Raw genomic sequence first — 17,384 nt, 5'->3', positions numbered from 1 at the left:
TTCCCCCAGCGGGAACCGGCCTGCTCGTCCCTCAAGGAGGTACGCGGATGACCAGCACGGTTCCCGCCCTAGGAACCCGTACGGCCGAGGGCTCCGCCCTCCAGGCCGTGCTCCTCGACATGGACGGCACCCTGGTGGACACCGAGGGGTTCTGGTGGGACGTCGAGGCCGAGGTCTTCGCGGGACTCGGCCACACCCTGGACGACTCCTGGCGCCATGTCGTGGTCGGCGGCCCCATGGCCCGCAGCGCGGGCTTCCTGATCGAGGCGACCGGCGCCGACATCACCCTCGACGACCTCACCGTCCTGCTCAACGAGGGGTTCGAGGAGCGCATCGGACGCGCCCTGCCGCTGATGCCGGGGGCCGCCCGACTGCTGGCCGAACTGTCCGAGCACGAGATCCCCACGGCCCTCGTCTCCGCCTCGCACCGGCGCATCATCGACCGCGTCCTCACCTCACTGGGCGCCCAGCACTTCGCCCTCACCGTCGCCGGCGACGAGGTCGCGCGCACCAAGCCGCACCCCGACCCCTATCTGTTCGCCGCCGCCGGACTCGGCGCGGACCCCGCCCGGTGCGCCGTGATCGAGGACACCGCCACCGGCGTGGCCGCGGCCGAGGCGGCGGGCTGCCACGTCGTCGCCGTGCCCTCGGTGGCCCCCATCGCCCCGGCCGCCGGACGCACCGTCGTGGCCTCGCTGGAAGAGGTCGATCTGACATTCCTGCGCGATCTGATGCCGCTCCGATGATCGACCGGTCGATCATCGGTGATCTCGCGATAACGGAAATGCGATAGCCGTTCACCCAGCGTGCATCATCGATTGCGGCGGAAATTCGGCGCGTGTGCGCGGTGAATTCGGATCATCACCGACAGCTGAATTGCACACCCCCCACACCGCGCCGAATGTGTGACGTTCCTCACGCCGAAGGGGGTCGACAGGGTGCCCTCCCCGTGCTGTTCACCCCTGTTCGGGCGGAGTGGGCGTGCCCTTGTGTCCCGATTGGTGGAACGCTGCACGAATCATTCCCCAGTCGGCTTTTCCGTGCGTCCACACCCGATTCCGCTGCGTGATGGGCATTCAACTCCGGTGACCGCGAACCGTCCTGCAAGCGCGGACTAATCTCATCGCGAGAACATCGCCCCCACCCCGTGATCCGCTGCCACACCCCTGCATGCCGGGTACACGGACTTGACAGTTCTGGAGAAACCCGAGCATGAACCGCAAGACTTTGGTGCTGCCGGCCGTGGTCGGTCTGCTCGCGCCCGTGCTCGCCGCGTGCGGCGGGACCGACAGCGGGAGCGGCGGCGGCGACGCCATCGTCGTGGGCACCACCGACCGGTTCAGCGCCACCAAGGACGCCCCGGCGCCGCTCGACCCGGCGTACTCCTACGACGTCGGCACCTGGAACATCCTGCGCCAGACCGTGCAGACCCTGATGATCCAGCCCAAGGGCGACGGCGACCCCGTCCCGGAGGCCGCCGAGAGCTGCGGCTTCACCGACAGCGGCAACGAGCGCTACGCCTGCACGCTGCGCAGCGGCCTGAAGTTCTCCAACGGAGACGCCATCACCGCCGAGGACGTGAAGTTCTCCATCGACCGCGCCCGCGCCATCAAGGCGGACTCCGGCGTGTTCGCCCTGCTGTCCACCATCGACACGGTCGAGACCCAGGGCGACGACAAGGTCATCTTCCACCTCAAGACCGCCGACGCCACCTTCCCCTTCAAGCTCTCCACCCCGGTCGCCGGCATCGTCAACCCCGACGACTACGACAAGGGCAAGCTGCGCGAGGGCTTCTCCGTCGACGGCTCGGGCCCCTACACCCTCTCCGCGGAGACCGAGGGCGACGAGATGACCCGGGCCGTCTTCACCAAGAACCCCAACTACAAGGGGACCTTGGACGTGAAGAACGACAAGGTCGAGATCCTCTCCTTCACGGACGCCGACGCCATGGGCGCCGCCCTCGACGGCGGCGACATCGACGTCATGACCCGCACCATGTCGCCGGAGCAGATCGACGCCCTCTCCGACGCCGCCGCGGACAACGACGAGGACCTCGTCGAAGTCGCCGGCCTCGAGATCCGCTACCTCGCCTTCAACACCTCCGCCCCCGTGGTGAAGAGCAAGGCCGTCCGCCAGGCCATGGCCCAGCTCATCGACCGCAGCGAACTCGTCTCCGAGGTCTACGGCACCCAGGCCGAACCGCTGTACTCCCTGGTCCCGGCCACCGTCACCGGCCACTCCAACTCCTTCTTCAACACCTACGGCGACCCGAGCGCCGACAAGGCCAAGGAGCTGCTGGAGGAGGCCGACGTCAGCACCCCGGTGAAGCTGACGCTGAACTACACGACCGACCACTACGGCACGGCCACCAAGCAGGAGTTCGAGCAGCTCCAGAAGCAGCTCAACGACAGCGGCCTCTTCGACGTCTCCATCGAGGGCGCCGCCTGGGACACCTTCATCCCCGCCGAGCGCAAGGGCGAGTACGCGGTCTACGGCATGGGCTGGTTCCCCGACTTCCCCGACGCCGACAACTTCCTCGCGCCGTTCCTCGACAAGGACAACTTCCTCAAGTCCCCGTACAGCAACGACGAGATCACCGACACCCTCATCCCCGAGTCCCGCCGGGAGGCCGACCGCCTCTCCGCCGCCGCCAACCTGACGGCGATTCAGGACATCGTGGCCGAGGACGTCCCGATCATCCCCCTGTGGCAGGGCAAGCAGTACGTCGCCTCCCGGGACGACATCACCGGCACCGCGTACGTCCTCAACTCCTCCGCCACCCTCCAGCTGTGGGAGCTCGCCCGCGGCGTCAGCGGCTGATCCCGGCACCCTGACCCCGGCACACACGAAGGGCGCCCCTCCTCCCGGAGGGGCGCCCTCTGCCGTACCCGCGGGCGACTACTGCGCGCCCGGGCGCACCAGTCCGCTCTCGTACGCGTACACCGCGGCCTGCACCCGGTCACGCAGCCCCAGCTTGGTCAGCACATGCCCCACATGCGTCTTCACCGTCGTCTCGCTGACGAACAGGTCGGCGGCGATCTCGGCGTTCGACAGCCCCCGCGCCACCAGCTTCAGCACCTCGACCTCGCGGTCGGTCAGCGTGTGCAGCGTGTCCGGCACCGGCTCGTCACCGGACGGCAGATGCGTGGCGTACTTGTCCAGCAGCCGACGCGTGATGCTCGGCGCCAGCAACGCCTCACCGGCGGCCACCACCCGGATCGCCTGCACCAGCTCGGTGGCCGGGGCGTCCTTCAGCAGGAAGCCACTGGCGCCCGCACGCAGCGCCTCCACCACGTACTCGTCGAGGTCGAACGTCGTCAGCACCAGCACCTTCGCCGGGCCGTCCCGCCCCGGCCCCGTGATCTGCCGCGTCGCCTCGACCCCGTCCATCCGGGGCATGCGGATGTCCATCAGAACCACGTCGGGCTGAAGGGCCCGCACCTGGTCGAGGGCCTGCAAGCCGTCGCCGGCCTCGCCGACCACCGCGATGTCCTGCTCCGCCTCCAGGATCATCCGGAAGCCGGTACGCAGCAGCGGCTGGTCGTCGACCAGTAGGACGCGGATGGCCACGTAAGTCTCCTTCGCTAGTCCGGCCCCATTCTGCCCTGCTCCACAGCGACCGACCCGGGCGCCCTCACCGGCAGCGGATACGGCGGGGGAGTACCCCCGAACTCCGGACAGTGCTCCCGGTGATCGCACCAGCCGCACAGCTTCGTCGGCCTGGGCCGCCAGTCACCCGTCTCCGTCGCCTCCCGGATCGCCTCCCACAGCGCGAGCAGCTTGCGCTCCACCCGCTCCAGGTCGGCGAGGACCGGATCGTAGGTCAGCACGTCCCCGCTGCCCAGGTACACCAGTTGCAGCCGGCGCGGGATCACCTTCTTCAGCCGCCAGACCACCAGGGCGTAGAACTTCATCTGGAACAGCGCGCCCTCGGCGTACTCCGGCCGCGGCGCCTTGCCCGTCTTGTAGTCGACGATCCGCACCTCCCCGGTGGGCGCCACGTCGACCCGGTCGATGATCCCGCGCAGCGTCAGCCCCGACTCCAGCTCCGCCTCGACGAACAGCTCCCGCTCGGCGGGCTCCAGCCGCGTCGGATCCTCCAGCGTGAACCACCGCTCGACCAGCCGCTCCGCCTCCGCCAGCCACCCCGCCAGCCGCTCGCCCCGCGGATCGTCGGCGAACAGCTCCACCACCTCCGGCCGGGACTCGCGCAGCCGGTCCCACTGCCCGGGAACGAGGGCCTTGGCACGCGGCGCGGTCCGCTCGGCCGCCGGTGAATCGAACAGACGCTCCAGTACCGCGTGCACCAGCGTCCCCCGCGTCGCCGCCGGACTCGGCTTCTCCGGCAGCCGGTCGATCACCCGGAACCGGTACAGCAGCGGGCACTGCATGAAGTCCCCGGCCCGCGACGGCGAGAGCGAGGCGGGCGGTATGGCGACGTACGTCTTCCGACCGCCGTCCGCCACCGCCTGCGCCGCCCCCACCCGCGGCGGAACCCGCACGACACCGCCGTCGCCCACCTGGGCGACACCCTCGCTGCTGCTCTCCATGCCCACAGACCTTACGGCCCGCCACCGACAGTCACCCAGCCCACGGCCGGCGGACACCTGCGACGGCCGGGAAACACGGGGGTGCCGGGGCGGAACGCGTCCCGACGGCCGCATACCATCGGTAGCGAGACCCTTCCGCCCGGCAGGAGCGGGAGACGCTTCGATCGAGGGGACACCGTGGTGGAAAGCGGCGGGAGCGGGCGGCCGCGGCCGGACAGCGACGAGTCGGCCGAGCGCCCCGTGACACCTGCGCCCCGGACCACCGACCCGACCCCACCGGAGGCACCGCCCACACAGCCCACCCCCCCGAACACGCCGGACCAGGACACCACGGACGGGACCGAGCCGGGGACGGCCGAGACGGGCTCTGCCGAGACGGACACGGCTGAGACGGGCACGTCCGAGACGGACACGGTTGAGACGGGCACGTCCGAGACGGGCACCGCCAAGACGGGCACCGCCAAGACGGACACAGCCGCCCAGGGCGACAGCGACAGCGACACCGAGACGCACCCGGCCCGGGCGCGGGAAAGCAGCCCGAGCGCCACCACAGCAACCCCCACCGCCGCCGACCCCAGCCCCACAGCCCCCACCACCCCCACAGACCGCCACCCCCACCACCCCCACGCCCACACCACCACCCCCGCACCCGCCCTCGGCGAGCACCCCGCCAAGGGCCGCCCGCCCCAGCGACCCCCGGAGTCCCGCGGCGGCCTGCTCATGGGACGCCCCTTCGGCGTCCCCGTCTACGTCGCCCCCAGCTGGTTCCTCGTCGCCGCCCTCATCACCTGGGTCTTCGGCGGCCAGCTCGAACGCGTCCTGCCCGAACTCGGCGCCGCCCGCTACCTCGTCTCCCTCTTCTTCGCGGTCGCCTTCTACGCCTCCGTCCTCGTCCACGAACTCGCCCACACGGTCGCCGCCCTCCGCTTCAAACTCCCCGTCCGCCGCATCCAGCTCCAGTTCTTCGGCGGCGTCTCCGAGATCGAGAAGGAAGCCGAGACCCCCGGCCGCGAGTTCTGGCTGGCCTTCGTCGGCCCGCTCCTCTCCCTCGTCCTCGCCGGCCTCTTCTACCTCGCCCTCCAGCCCGTGGAACCCGGCACCGTCCCCGGCGTCCTCCTCGCCGGCCTGATGATCTCCAACCTCATCGTGGCGATCTTCAACCTCCTGCCCGGCCTCCCCCTCGACGGCGGCCGCATGCTCCGCGCCGTCGTCTGGAAGATCACCGGCAAACCCATGAGCGGCACCGTCGCCGCCGCCTGGGTCGGACGCGCCCTCGCCGTCTCCGTCCTCATCGGACTGCCCCTGCTCACCCAGTCCGGAGCCCTCGGAGAATCCGCCGAGGACAGCGTCGGCATGGACACCGTCCTCGACGCCCTGCTCGCCGCCATCCTCGCCGCCATCATCTGGACCGGCGCCGGCAACAGCCTCCGCATGGCCCGCCTGCGCGAACACCTCCCCGAACTCCGCGCCCGCACCCTCACCCGCCGAGCCGTCCCCGTCGAATCCGACACATCCCTCTCCGAAGCCCTCCGCCGCGCCAACGACGCCGGAGCCCGCGCCCTCGTCGTCGTCGACGCCCACGGCGAACCCCTCTCCCTGGTCCGCGAAGCCGCCATCGTCGGCGTCCCCGAACACCGCCGCCCCTGGGTCCCCGTCAGCGGCCTCGCCCAGGACCTCACCGACGGCATGCGCGTCTCCGCCGAACTCGCCGGAGAAGACCTGCTCGACGCCCTGCGCGCCGCACCCGCCACCGAATACCTCGTCGTCGAGGAGACCGGCGAGATCTACGGCGTCCTCTCCGCCGCCGACGTCGAGCGCGCCTTCGTCAAGGCCATGGCCCGCCCCAGCTGACCACCACCCTCCCCGAACCGTGGTCGGCGGCCCCCGCAAACGCCGGTAGGCTGTTCACATGTCCGAACCGACCGGTGCCGCCCGCAGGCGCGGGCCCTTCAAGGTCGGGGACCAGGTACAGCTGACCGACCCCAAGGGCCGCCACTACACGTTCACGCTCGAAGCCGGAAAGAACTTCCACACCCACAAGGGTTCCTTCCCGCACGACGAACTGATCGGCGCACCCGAGGGCAGCGTTGTCCGCACCACCGGGAACGTCGCCTACCTCGCGCTGCGCCCCCTGCTCCCCGACTACGTCCTGTCCATGCCCCGCGGGGCAGCCGTCGTCTACCCCAAGGACGCGGGGCAGATCCTCGCCTTCGCCGACATCTTCCCCGGCGCACGCGTCGTCGAAGCCGGCGTCGGCTCCGGCTCCCTCAGCAGCTTCCTGCTGCGCGCCATCGGCGACCAGGGCATGCTGCACTCCTACGAGCGCCGCGAGGACTTCGCCGACATCGCCCGGCAGAACGTCGAACGCTACTTCGGCGGCCCCCACCCCGCCTGGCAGCTCACCGTCGGCGACCTCCAGGACAACCTGAGCGACACCGACGTCGACCGCGTCATCCTCGACATGCTCGCCCCCTGGGAATGCCTGGAAGCCGTCTCCAAGGCCCTCGTCCCCGGCGGCATCCTCTGCTGCTACGTCGCCACCACCACCCAGCTCGCCCGGACCGTCGAGTCCATCCGCGAGATCGGCTCCTTCAACGAGCCGACCGCCTGGGAGACGATGATCCGCAACTGGCACATCGAAGGCCTCGCCGTCCGCCCGGACCACCGCATGATCGGCCACACCGGCTTCCTCCTCACCGCACGCCGCCTCGCCGACGGCGTCGAACCGCCCATGCGCCGCCGCCGCCCCGCCAAGGGCGCCTACGGCGAGGACTACGCCGGCCCCAACGCCGACGGCGGCACCGGCCGCTGACACCACCGCGCACCACGTCAACGCATCAGCGCCGTGGCCGAGTTCCCCGCACACCCCCGGAACTCGACCACGGCGCCCTCACGTTGACACCCACCACCGGCACCCCGCCCCCCGCCGTTCCCCCGCACTGTGACGTGTGGCACGATGCTGGCCACCCCCACCGGCACAGCCCTCACAGGAGACGCTCCTAGTGCAACCCGCCGTCCCGGAACTGGCACACACCCACACCCGGCCGATCCACTGGCTCGCGACCGCCACCGCCGTGGCCGGCGTCGTCGCCCTCTCCTCGGTCCTCCAGCCCCACCCGGCGACGGCCGCCCAGCCGACCGCCCCCGACACCCCGACCACACCCGCCGCCGCCCCCGCCACCACCGGCGTCGACTTCCCGATCGACTGCGGCCCGGTCAAAGCCCTCGTCCAGAAACAGGCTTCCGGCGACCTCGACGGCGACGGCCGCCCCGAAACCGTCGCCGCCGTCCACTGCGACGCCCCCATGGGCACCCCGCCCGACGGCGTCTACGTCCTCACCCAGGCCGCCGACGCCACCCACGCGCGCGTGGTCGCCACCCTCGTCGACCCCCAGACCCGCACCACCGTCACCAGCCTCTCCATCACCGACGGCACCGTCCTCGCCACACTCCTCGGCTACTCCTCTGCCGACGTGCCCAGTTGCTGCCCCGACGTCAAGGACAGCGCCAAGTGGCAGTGGAAGGACAACACGTTCGTCCGCACGACACCCTCCGGTACCCACAGCGTCTGACCCCCACCACCCCACGCTGTGAGAAATCAGACAGCCGTGACGGACCGTACGCGAACCCTCACTCCGCGTCCGGGCCGAACACCTCCACCCTGTCCGAAACCCTTCGCACATGGATGCACTCGCCCGGACACTCCCGCGCCGAGTCCACCACATCCGTCAACAACGGAAGCGGCACCGGCGTCGTCGCCCCACGCTCCTGCAAAAGCTCCTCCCCAGCCCCCTTCACATACGCCAGACCATCGATGTCCAGCTCGAACACCTCCGGCGCATACTGCGCACAGATGCCATCGCCGGTACAGAGATCCTGATCGATCCAGACCTCCAGCGCCTCGCCGCCGACACCGGCCTCCTGCTGCACGCCCATATCTCCTGCCGTTTACTGCCGAGCCGCCCGGGAACGATGCAGGCTCTGACGGGTGTTGAACACTTCGACCCTACCGTCGGCAGCTTTCCAATCATGTTCGGTGGGTATTCCCCTGGCGTGAGGGAGAGCGCAAGGGTGAAGATCGGACACACCCCGACAGTCTTTGTGATCTAGGGGTTTCAATCGACACCCACCCAGGTAGGGTCTGGAAGCGTCCAGCTCCCCTTGGAGGAGGTGAGGACCGTGGCAGCCCACGACGACGACATGAACCGCGGCATCCGCCCGGGACGAGGGTCCGACGACCCGGCCGGGCAGATCGCCTACCTTGAGCAGGAGATCGCCGTCCTGCGACGTAAGCTCGCCGACTCTCCGCGACACACGAGGATTCTCGAAGAGCGGATCGTCGAGCTGCAGACCAACCTGGCCGGCGTGTCCGCCCAGAACGAGCGACTCGCCAACACACTCCGCGAAGCCCGCGACCAGATCGTGGCCCTCAAGGAGGAAGTCGACCGGCTCGCCCAGCCGCCGGCCGGCTTCGGAGTCTTCCTCGCGGCGAACGAGGACGGCACGGCCGACATCTTCACCGGAGGCCGCAAACTCCGCGTGAACGTCAGCCCCAGCGTCGAGCTCGACGAGCTCCGACGCGGCCAGGAAGTGATGCTCAACGAAGCGCTCAACGTGGTCGACGCCATGGAATTCGAGCGCGTCGGCGACATCGTCACCCTCAAGGAGATCCTCGAGGACGGCGAGCGCGCCCTGGTCCTCGGACACACCGACGAAGAACGGGTCGTACGACTCGCCGAGCCCCTGCTCGACGTCACCATCCGCCCCGGCGACGCCCTGCTGCTCGAACCCCGCTCCGGCTACGTCTACGAGATCGTCCCCAAGAGCGAGGTCGAGGAACTCGTCCTCGAAGAGGTCCCCGACATCGGCTACGAGCAGATCGGCGGCCTCGGCGGCCAGATCGAAGCCATCCGCGACGCCGTCGAGCTCCCCTACCTCTACCCCGACCTGTTCAAGGAGCACGAACTGCGGCCGCCCAAGGGCGTCCTGCTGTACGGGCCCCCCGGATGCGGCAAGACGCTCATCGCCAAGGCCGTCGCCAACTCACTGGCCAAGAAGGTCGCCGAGGTCACCGGCCAGGCCGCCGGCAAGAGCTTCTTCCTCAACATCAAGGGCCCCGAGCTCCTCAACAAGTACGTCGGCGAAACCGAACGCCAGATCCGCCTCGTCTTCCAGCGAGCCCGCGAGAAGGCCAGCGAAGGAACCCCCGTCATCGTCTTCTTCGACGAGATGGAATCCCTCTTCCGCACCCGCGGCTCCGGCGTCAGCTCCGACGTGGAGAACACCATCGTCCCGCAGCTGCTCGCCGAGATCGACGGCGTGGAAGGCCTGCAGAACGTGGTCGTGATCGGCGCCTCCAACCGCGAGGACATGATCGACCCCGCCATCCTGCGACCCGGCCGGCTCGACGTGAAGATCAAGATCGAGCGCCCGGACGCCGAAGCGGCCAAGGACATCTTCGGCAAGTACCTCACCGAACGCCTCCCCCTGCACGGAGACGACCTCGGCGAACACGGCGGCGACAAGACCACCACCGTCCAGAGCATGATCCAGACGGCAGTGGAACACATGTACGCCGAAACCGAGGAGAACCGCTTCCTGGAGGTCACCTACGCCAACGGCGACAAGGAAGTCCTCTACTTCAAGGACTTCAACTCCGGCGCCATGATCGAAAACATCGTGGGCCGTGCCAAGAAAATGGCGATCAAGGACTTCCTCGAGAAGAACCAGAAAGGCCTCCGCGTCTCCCACCTCCTCCAGGCCTGCGTGGACGAGTTCAAGGAGAACGAGGACCTGCCCAACACCACCAACCCCGACGACTGGGCCCGCATCTCCGGAAAGAAGGGCGAGCGGATCGTCTACATCCGCACCCTGATCACCGGAAAGCAGGGCTCCGACACCGGCCGCTCCATCGACACGGTGGCGAACACCGGACAGTACCTGTAAAACCGGAACGGCTGCGGGTACCCGAACCGGGGTACCCGCAGCCGACTGCTTTTCGGGCCACGGCTGGAGCAGGCAATGACGCAAATGATCTCCCCACCAGCGCAGAGGCGTTCTAGGCTCTTCCGTACCGCCGGGCGCAGTGCGGGGACGGGCACCGCACACGCACCGGAGCACCAGCGGTACGCGAACGGCACCCACGACCGAGGATGCCGCCGGGCAAGGAGGGCCGCATGACCGTACGGCGAGTAATGGGCATCGAGACGGAGTACGGGATCTCCGTCCCCGGCCACCCGAACGCCAATGCCATGCTCACCTCGTCCCAGATCGTCAACGCCTACGCGGCGGCGATGCACCGGGCCCGCCGGGCCCGCTGGGACTTCGAGGAGGAGAACCCCCTGCGGGACGCCCGAGGCTTCGACCTCGCCCGCGAGGCCGCCGACGCCAGCCAGCTCACCGACGAGGACATCGGCCTCGCCAACGTGATCCTCACCAACGGCGCCCGCCTCTACGTCGACCACGCCCACCCCGAATACAGCGCCCCCGAGGTCACCAACCCCCGCGACGCCGTCCTCTGGGACAAGGCCGGCGAACGCATCATGGCCGAGGCCGCCGAACGGGCCGCCGCACTCCCCGGCGCCCAGCCCATCCACCTCTACAAGAACAACACCGACAACAAGGGCGCCTCCTACGGCACGCACGAGAACTACCTCATGAAGCGGGAAACCGCTTTCTCCGACATCGTGCGCCACCTCACGCCCTTCTTCGTCTCCCGCCAGGTCTTCGCCGGAGCCGGCCGCGTCGGCATCGGCCAGGACGGCCACGAACACGGCTTCCAGCTCAGCCAGCGCGCCGACTACTTCGAGGTCGAGGTCGGCCTGGAGACCACCCTCAAACGGCCCATCATCAACACCCGCGACGAACCCCACGCCGACGCCGAGAAGTACCGCCGCCTCCACGTGATCATCGGCGACGCCAACCTCTCCGAGATCTCCACCTACCTCAAACTGGGCACGACCGCCCTGGTCCTGTCCATGATCGAAGACGGCTTCATCGCCGTCGACCTCGCCGTCGACCAGCCCGTCCGCACCCTCCACCAGGTCTCCCACGACCCCACCCTCAAGCGCCTGGTCACCCTCCGCAGCGGCCGCACACTCACCGCCGTCCAGCTCCAGATGGAGTACTACGAACTGGCACGCAAATACGTGGAGGAACGCCACGGCGCCGACGCCGACGACCAGACCAAGGACGTCCTCGCACGCTGGGAGGACACCCTCACCCGCCTCGAGAACGACCCCATGAGCCTCGCCGGCGAACTCGACTGGGTCGCCAAACGCGAACTCATGGAGGGCTACCGGCGCCGCGACGGCGTCGACTGGGACGCCGCCCGCCTCCACCTCGTCGACCTCCAGTACGCCGACGTACGCCCCGAGAAGGGCCTCTACAACCGCCTGGCGGCCCGCGGCCGCATGAAGCGGCTCCTGACCGAGGCGGAGGTCGAACGGGCCAAGGCCAAGCCCCCGGAGGACACCCGCGCCTACTTCCGCGGCCGCTGCCTGGAGCAGTACGCCGACGACGTCGCCGCCGCCTCCTGGGACTCGGTCATCTTCGACCTGCCCGGCCGGGACTCCCTCCAGCGCGTCCCAACCCTCGAACCGCTTCGCGGAACGCGAAATCACGTCAAGGAGCTCCTGGACCGCTGTCGCACCGCGGAAGACCTGGTCAGGGTCTTGTCGGGCAACTGAGCGGGTACTCGGGCCGCCCCCGGCGCCGGGGTGGAAACCCCGGCGCCAGGGAATCATCGAAGTGGCACCCGTACGTTCCAACAACTGCGGGGCCGATGTCGGACCGGGCTTGTAGGGTCTGATCATCACCGATCGGCAGGAATGCCGACCTGTCGACCATGTCGGGCAACAGAGCGGGGTGAGGGTTATGGCGACCAAGGACACCGGCGGCGGGCAGCAGAAGGCCACGCGGTCCACGGAGGAGGTCGAGGAGCAGGCGGCGGAGACGCAGGCCTCGGAAAACCTCAAGGAACGGCACGAGAAGCTGAGCGACGACGTGGACTCGGTTCTTGACGAGATTGACGATGTACTCGAGGAGAATGCCGAGGACTTCGTGAGGTCCTTCGTCCAGAAGGGTGGAGAGTAGTTTTCGCCTTCGATTCGAAGGTGAAGGCGGGGGATTGGCGAAGTGATCGACGAGTCAAAGAGTACGAGGCGCTGTTCGCGGTGCAAGCGGCACCTGCCGCGGACGGCGTTCGCGAGCAACAAGTCCATGCCTGATGGCCTCCAGGCGTACTGCCGGGACTGTGCCGCCGAGTACTACCGGCAGCGCCAGGAGGCCAAGGGTAAGAAGGTTCGGGAGAAGGTCTCGGTTTCCGAAGGGTTCAAGCGGTGCCCCCAGTGTCAGGAGATCAAGCCCCACGCTGAGTGGGAGCGCAACAAGTCCTCGTCGGACGGCTGGTCCAGCTACTGCCGAGTGTGCCGGGCGGAGAGGAACCGGATCAGTTACTTCAAGCGCAAGTACGGTCTGACGCCGACGGAGCGGGACACGATGATCGCCTCACAGATGGGGCTCTGCGTGATCTGCCTGAAAGCTCCGGCGGTACATGTGGATCACTGCCACGAGACGGGTAAGGTCCGTGGCGTACTGTGCTTCAACTGCAATTCGGCCATCGGCAAGTTGGGAGACGATCCCGACGCGGTCCGTCGGGCTGCTGCCTACCTGGAAGGAACCACGTGGAAGCCAACACTCGTAGCACCGGGCGTCTACCAGCTGCCTTCCTGACGCCTGGGTCCTCGTCCTTCATGGACTTCCTCTCCGAGCACCAGCCGGAGCTGCTGCCCGGCAACCGGCAGCTGCCCCCGACCCAGGGTGTGCTCGAGGCGCCGCACGGCACCACGATCGTGGCGGTGACGTTCCCGGGTGGTGTGGTGCTGGCCGGTGACCGGCGGGCGACCATGGGCAACGTCATCGCGCAGCGGGACATCGAGAAGGTGTTCCCGGCGGACGAGTACTCGGCCGTCGGTATCGCCGGCACCGCCGGTCTGGCCGTGGAGATGGTGAAGCTGTTCCAGCTGGAGCTGGAGCACTTCGAGAAGGTGGAGGGTGCGCAGCTCTCGTTGGAGGGCAAGGCGAACCGGTTGTCGACGATGATCCGGTCGAATCTGGGCATGGCCATGCAGGGTCTGGCGGTGGTGCCGCTGTTCGCCGGGTTCGACGTGGACCGGGGCAAGGGGCGGATCTTCTCGTACGACGTCACGGGTGGTCGTTCGGAGGAGCAGAACTTCGCGGCGACGGGTTCGGGTTCGGTCTTCGCGCGGGGTGCGATGAAGAAGCTGTTCCGTGGTGATCTGACCGAGGAGCAGGCCACGACGTTGGTGGTGCAGGCGTTGTACGACGCGGCGGACGACGACTCGGCGACGGGTGGTCCGGATGTCGCGCGTCGGATCTACCCCATCGTCACTGTGATCACCGAGGACGGGTTCCGTCGGCTGACGGAGGAGGAGTCGTCCGAGATCGCCCGGTCGGTGCTGGCGCGTCGGCTGGAGCAGCCGGACGGTCCGCGGGCCGCGCTGCTGTAGGGGCCGTCGGTTCGGCGGGGTGATCGAGTGACTTCTACTGAAAGGGACGGATAACCGGTGTCGACGCCGTTCTATGTTTCGCCTCAGCAGGCGATGGCCGACCGTGCGGAGTACGCGCGGAAGGGTATCGCTCGTGGTCGCAGTCTGGTCGTGTTGCAGTATGCCGACGGGATCGTCTTCGTGGGCGAGAACCCGTCGCGGGCGCTGCACAAGTTCAGTGAGATCTATGACCGGATCGGTTTTGCGGCTGCTGGTAAGTACAACGAGTACGAGAATTTGCGCATCGGTGGGGTGCGCTATGCGGATCTGCGGGGTTACACGTACGACCGGGACGATGTGACCGCTCGTGGTCTGGCGAATGTGTATGCCCAGACGCTCGGCACGATCTTCTCCTCGGCGGGGGAGAAGCCGTACGAGGTGGAGCTGGTGGTGGCCGAGGTCGGTGAGACGCCGGACGGTGACCAGATCTATCGGCTGCCGCATGACGGGTCGATCGTGGATGAGCACGGTTCGGTGGCGGTGGGGGGTAATGCCGAGCAGATCGGCAGTTACCTGGATCAGCGTCATCAGGACGGGATGAGTCTGTCGGAGGCGTTGAAGCTGGCCGTGCAGGCGTTGTCGCGTGACACGAACGGTACGCAGCGGGAGATTCCGGCGGAGCGGCTGGAGGTGGCGGTGCTGGATCGTACGCGGCCGCAGTCGCGGAAGTTCAAGCGGATCGTGGGCCGGCAGTTGGCGCGGTTGCTGGAGGCCGGTGGTGCGGCGACGGAGGCGGAGACGTCGGAGGACGGTGAGGAGTAGGTCTCGGTTGTCGTCGTGTGTGCCCCCGGCCGGTGGTGGTGGTCGGGGGCACGGGTGTGTTCAGGGGGCGCCTGGGGGTGCTGTGGAGCCTCGGACGACGAGGTGGACGGGGATGTCTCCGTCGTCCGGTGTTCGGCCGTCCAGGACGGCGAGGAGGGCTTGCATGCCGCGTTCTCCGAAGAGTTCGGCGTCGAGTCGGACGGTGGTGAGTTCGGGGTCGAGGGCGGTGGCGAGGGTGATGTCGTCGACGCCGGTGACGGAGAGGTCGTCGGGGATGCGCAGGCCGCGGCGGCGGGCTGCTTTGTAGACGCCGGCGGCGAGTTTGTCGTCGTCGCAGACGACGGCGGTGGGGCGGGGGCCGGGTGTGTCGAGGGCGGTGTCGGTGGCGGTGAGGGCGCCGTCGATGGTGAGGGGGGTGTGGGCGGTGGTGAGTGAGGTTCCGGGGACGGTGCGCAGTCGGGCGGCGAGTGCGCGGGCGCGGATGTCGAAGGTCCAGGAGGGGATGTCGGCGGCGAGGTGCAGGAAGTGGCGGTGGCCGAGGGTGAGGAGGTGGTCGGCGGTCTGGTGGGTGCCGTCTGTGATGTCGAGGTTGACGGTGGCGGTGCCGAGGTTGCCGGTGGGGTCGCTGTCGAGCATGACGAGGGGGAGTCGGTCGCGGCGGATGGCGGTGAGGGCGTCGGCGGCCATGGAGGAGGCGATGACGCCGTCGAGGGCCGCGGGGGCGGAGGCGAAGGGGTCGCGGGCGGGGCCGATGCCTTCGGGGGAGGGGTAGAGGACGACGCCGAAGCCGTGGTGGGCGGCGATGCGGGCGGCGCCGGTGTAGACGCCGGCGAAGAATTCGGTGGTGAGGGCGGGGACGACGAGCAGGACGGTGCGGGTGCGGCCGAGGCGGAGGTGGCGGGCGGCGAGGTTGGGGCGGTAGTCGAGGTCGCGTGCGGCTCGGCGGACGCGTTCGGCGGTGGTTTCGGAGACGCGGCCGCGCCATTTGTCGCCGAGGACGAGGGAGACGGCGGCTTGGGAGACTCCTGCGGCCTGGGCGACGTCACGGCTGGTGGGGCGGGTGTTACCTGATGCCACCGTGGGCCTGCTCTCTGGTCTGGCGGGTGGGGTGGTGCGGGGGGCGTGCGGGCGGGGTGCTCTGGACTGGTGAACAGCGACATGGTACGTATGGCGGAGGGCGTTATACGTAAAACCCGGAGTGGTGCAGGGCTTCGGGCGAGCTGACGGAGGCGGGACTTTGGCCGCGGGATACGTGGAGATCCTCGGGATGAGGCATGTGGCGCGGCTGCTCGCGGGCACGCTCGTCGGTCGGCTGCCGAATGCCACGGCTGCGATCGCGATCGTGCTGTTCGTGCGGGCGGAGGGCGGGAGCTACAGTCTCGCGGGCGCTCTGGCGGCCGTGTACGGGGTGGCCAACGCGGTGGGTCAGCCGCTGCTCGGGCGCCTGGTCGATCTGCACGGTCAGCCGCGGGTGCAGTTGCCGGCGGCGCTGGCCTCGGCCGTGGCGATGGCGGTGTTCGCGTGGGCGGGTGTGGGCCCGCTGCTGGTGGCGTACGCGGCGGTGGCGGCGGCCGGGCTGTTCACGCCGCCGCTGGAGGGGGGTCTGCGGGCGCTGTGGCCGTCGGTGCTGCGCCGGGAGGACCAGGTGCACACGGCGTACGCGATGGACGCGGTGGCGCAGGAGGTGATGTTCACCGTGGGGCCGCTGCTGGTGACGCTGTGCGTGTCGCTGTGGTCGGCGCAGGCGGCGTTGCTGGTGCTGAACGTGGTGGGGGTGCTGGGGGCGCTGTCGGTGGTGGTGTCGGCGCCGTCGCGTGCGTGGCGGTCGGCTCCGCGTGAGGCGCACTGGCTGGGTGCTCTGCGGTCGCCGGGGCTGCTGGTGCTGCTGGCGGCGTTCCTGTTCGTGGGGGTGGCGCTGGGGTCGATCACGGTCGCTTCGGTGCCGTACGCGGACGAGCACGGCGGGGACGCGGTGTACGGGTGGCTGATGGCGGCTCTGGGGCTGGGTGCGCTGGTCGGGGGGGTGGGGTACGGGGCCCGGCGGTGGCGGGGGGCGCCGGAGCGCCGGTTGCGGGTGCTGGTGGCGTTTCTGGCGGTGTGTTATCTGCCGTTGATGCTGATGCCGGGCGCGGTGGCGATGGTGGCGTTGGCGGCGCTCGCGGGGGTGTTTCTCGCGCCGGCGATCGCGTGTGCGTTCGTGCTGGTGGACCGGCATGCGCCGGCCGGGACGGTGACGGAGGCGTTCTCGTGGCTGGTGACGACGTTCACGGTCGGTTCGTCGGTGGGAACGGGTCTGGCGGGTCCGGTGGTCGAGGCGGGTGGCGCGTTGTGGGGTTTCGTGGTGCCGGGGGCCGCGGGCGGGGTGTCTTTGCTGGTTTTGGTGGTGGCGGGGAGGGTACTCGCAGCTCCGGCCGGGGGCGGGGTCGTTGCGGCCGTTTCGGAAAATGATCCGAACCGTGCCGTCGAACCCCGTTTCAGTTCAGGGGATCGGGCGTAATGTTCA

The 17,384-nt window shown here is 69.2% G+C and carries 16 protein-coding genes; 12 read left to right on the top strand and 4 right to left on the bottom strand.

Going from position 1 to position 17,384, the window contains the following annotated elements; all coding sequences use genetic code 11:
- Positions 1-47 precede the first annotated feature (47 nt).
- Both ACFYWQ_RS27580 and ACFYWQ_RS27575 read left to right on the top strand, forming a co-directional pair.
- Positions 48-746: an HAD family hydrolase gene (locus ACFYWQ_RS27580; protein WP_389519858.1), complete on the top strand. Its 699-nt coding sequence runs from the start codon at positions 48-50 to the stop codon at positions 744-746.
- Positions 747-1,212: 466 nt separating this feature from the next.
- Positions 1,213-2,820, top strand: coding sequence for an ABC transporter substrate-binding protein (locus ACFYWQ_RS27575; RefSeq protein WP_389519856.1), 1,608 nt, complete (start codon positions 1,213-1,215; stop codon positions 2,818-2,820).
- 78 nt (positions 2,821-2,898) lie between these two features.
- Here the strand turns inward: ACFYWQ_RS27575 and ACFYWQ_RS27570 are convergent, their stop codons facing one another.
- Together ACFYWQ_RS27570 and ACFYWQ_RS27565 are read right to left on the bottom strand one after the other, a co-directional pair.
- Entirely contained in the window at positions 2,899-3,570 is a 672-nt protein-coding gene (locus ACFYWQ_RS27570) for a response regulator (protein ID WP_389519854.1), read from the bottom strand.
- A gap of 14 nt (positions 3,571-3,584) precedes the next feature.
- On the bottom strand, positions 3,585-4,550 hold the full coding sequence (locus ACFYWQ_RS27565) for a RecB family exonuclease (RefSeq protein ID WP_389519853.1): 966 nt from the start codon (positions 4,548-4,550) through the stop codon (positions 3,585-3,587).
- A gap of 177 nt (positions 4,551-4,727) precedes the next feature.
- On the opposite strand from ACFYWQ_RS27565, the gene ACFYWQ_RS27560 reads away from it, so the two are divergent.
- The 3 genes from ACFYWQ_RS27560 to ACFYWQ_RS27550 all read left to right on the top strand — a co-directional run bounded on the left by ACFYWQ_RS27560 (position 4,728) and on the right by ACFYWQ_RS27550 (position 8,122).
- Positions 4,728-6,401, top strand: a complete 1,674-nt coding sequence (locus ACFYWQ_RS27560; RefSeq protein ID WP_389519851.1) for a site-2 protease family protein — start codon at positions 4,728-4,730, stop codon at positions 6,399-6,401.
- Positions 6,402-6,459: 58 nt separating this feature from the next.
- Positions 6,460-7,362, top strand: a complete 903-nt coding sequence (locus ACFYWQ_RS27555; protein ID WP_389519850.1) for a tRNA (adenine-N1)-methyltransferase — start codon at positions 6,460-6,462, stop codon at positions 7,360-7,362.
- A 190-nt stretch (positions 7,363-7,552) separates the two neighbouring features.
- Positions 7,553-8,122 (top strand): hypothetical protein, encoded by a 570-nt coding sequence (locus tag ACFYWQ_RS27550; protein WP_389519848.1) that lies wholly within the window; start codon positions 7,553-7,555, stop codon positions 8,120-8,122.
- A gap of 58 nt (positions 8,123-8,180) precedes the next feature.
- Here the strand turns inward: ACFYWQ_RS27550 and ACFYWQ_RS27545 are convergent, their stop codons facing one another.
- Positions 8,181-8,486: a ferredoxin gene (locus ACFYWQ_RS27545; protein WP_389519846.1), complete on the bottom strand. Its 306-nt coding sequence runs from the start codon at positions 8,484-8,486 to the stop codon at positions 8,181-8,183.
- A 243-nt stretch (positions 8,487-8,729) separates the two neighbouring features.
- Between ACFYWQ_RS27545 and arc the strand changes: the two genes are divergently transcribed.
- From arc to prcA, 6 genes are all read left to right on the top strand, one after another.
- Positions 8,730-10,496, top strand: a complete 1,767-nt coding sequence (arc, locus tag ACFYWQ_RS27540) for a proteasome ATPase (protein ID WP_389519844.1) — start codon at positions 8,730-8,732, stop codon at positions 10,494-10,496.
- Positions 10,497-10,726: 230 nt separating this feature from the next.
- Positions 10,727-12,238, top strand: coding sequence for a depupylase/deamidase Dop (gene dop, locus ACFYWQ_RS27535; RefSeq protein ID WP_389519842.1), 1,512 nt, complete (start codon positions 10,727-10,729; stop codon positions 12,236-12,238).
- 187 nt (positions 12,239-12,425) lie between these two features.
- Positions 12,426-12,644 carry a ubiquitin-like protein Pup gene (locus ACFYWQ_RS27530; protein ID WP_389519840.1) on the top strand — a complete coding sequence of 73 codons (219 nt, stop codon included), beginning with the start codon at positions 12,426-12,428 and terminating at the stop codon, positions 12,642-12,644.
- Between the two features lie 45 nt (positions 12,645-12,689).
- Positions 12,690-13,283, top strand: a complete 594-nt coding sequence (locus ACFYWQ_RS27525) for an endonuclease VII domain-containing protein (protein WP_389520078.1) — start codon at positions 12,690-12,692, stop codon at positions 13,281-13,283.
- Complete coding sequence (gene prcB, locus ACFYWQ_RS27520) at positions 13,235-14,080, top strand: proteasome subunit beta (protein WP_389519838.1); 846 nt, start codon at positions 13,235-13,237, stop codon at positions 14,078-14,080. Before ACFYWQ_RS27525 ends, prcB begins: the two co-directional genes overlap by 49 nt.
- 57 nt (positions 14,081-14,137) lie before the next feature.
- Positions 14,138-14,881: a proteasome subunit alpha gene (prcA, locus tag ACFYWQ_RS27515; RefSeq protein ID WP_389519836.1), complete on the top strand. Its 744-nt coding sequence runs from the start codon at positions 14,138-14,140 to the stop codon at positions 14,879-14,881.
- A gap of 60 nt (positions 14,882-14,941) precedes the next feature.
- Here the strand turns inward: prcA and ACFYWQ_RS27510 are convergent, their stop codons facing one another.
- Complete coding sequence (locus ACFYWQ_RS27510; RefSeq protein ID WP_389519834.1) at positions 14,942-15,958, bottom strand: LacI family DNA-binding transcriptional regulator; 1,017 nt, start codon at positions 15,956-15,958, stop codon at positions 14,942-14,944.
- 160 nt (positions 15,959-16,118) lie between these two features.
- On the opposite strand from ACFYWQ_RS27510, the gene ACFYWQ_RS27505 reads away from it, so the two are divergent.
- On the top strand, positions 16,119-17,378 hold the full coding sequence (locus tag ACFYWQ_RS27505) for an MFS transporter (protein WP_389519832.1): 1,260 nt from the start codon (positions 16,119-16,121) through the stop codon (positions 17,376-17,378).
- Positions 17,379-17,384: the final 6 nt, after the last annotated feature.

Source organism: Streptomyces sp. NPDC003247, from assembly GCF_042888135.1.
In the GTDB taxonomy this organism is placed as follows: Bacteria; Actinomycetota; Actinomycetes; order Streptomycetales; family Streptomycetaceae; genus Streptomyces.
The sequence above is the reverse complement of the archived record's forward strand: the minus strand, read 5'-3'. Positions and strand labels throughout refer to the sequence as shown.

What these genes read in the sequence shown, in the direction of transcription:
- ACFYWQ_RS27565 (WP_389519853.1), bottom strand. Translation starts at nt 4,550, where the DNA reads ATGGAGAGCAGCAGCGAGGGTGTCGCCCAGGTGGGCGACGGCGGTGTC.
- ACFYWQ_RS27575 (WP_389519856.1), top strand. Translation starts at nt 1,213, where the DNA reads ATGAACCGCAAGACTTTGGTGCTGCCGGCCGTGGTCGGTCTGCTCGCG.
- dop (WP_389519842.1), top strand. Translation starts at nt 10,727, where the DNA reads ATGACCGTACGGCGAGTAATGGGCATCGAGACGGAGTACGGGATCTCC.
- ACFYWQ_RS27545 (WP_389519846.1), bottom strand. Translation starts at nt 8,486, where the DNA reads ATGGGCGTGCAGCAGGAGGCCGGTGTCGGCGGCGAGGCGCTGGAGGTC.
- ACFYWQ_RS27580 (WP_389519858.1), top strand. Translation starts at nt 48, where the DNA reads ATGACCAGCACGGTTCCCGCCCTAGGAACCCGTACGGCCGAGGGCTCC.
- ACFYWQ_RS27555 (WP_389519850.1), top strand. Translation starts at nt 6,460, where the DNA reads ATGTCCGAACCGACCGGTGCCGCCCGCAGGCGCGGGCCCTTCAAGGTC.
- ACFYWQ_RS27530 (WP_389519840.1), top strand. Translation starts at nt 12,426, where the DNA reads ATGGCGACCAAGGACACCGGCGGCGGGCAGCAGAAGGCCACGCGGTCC.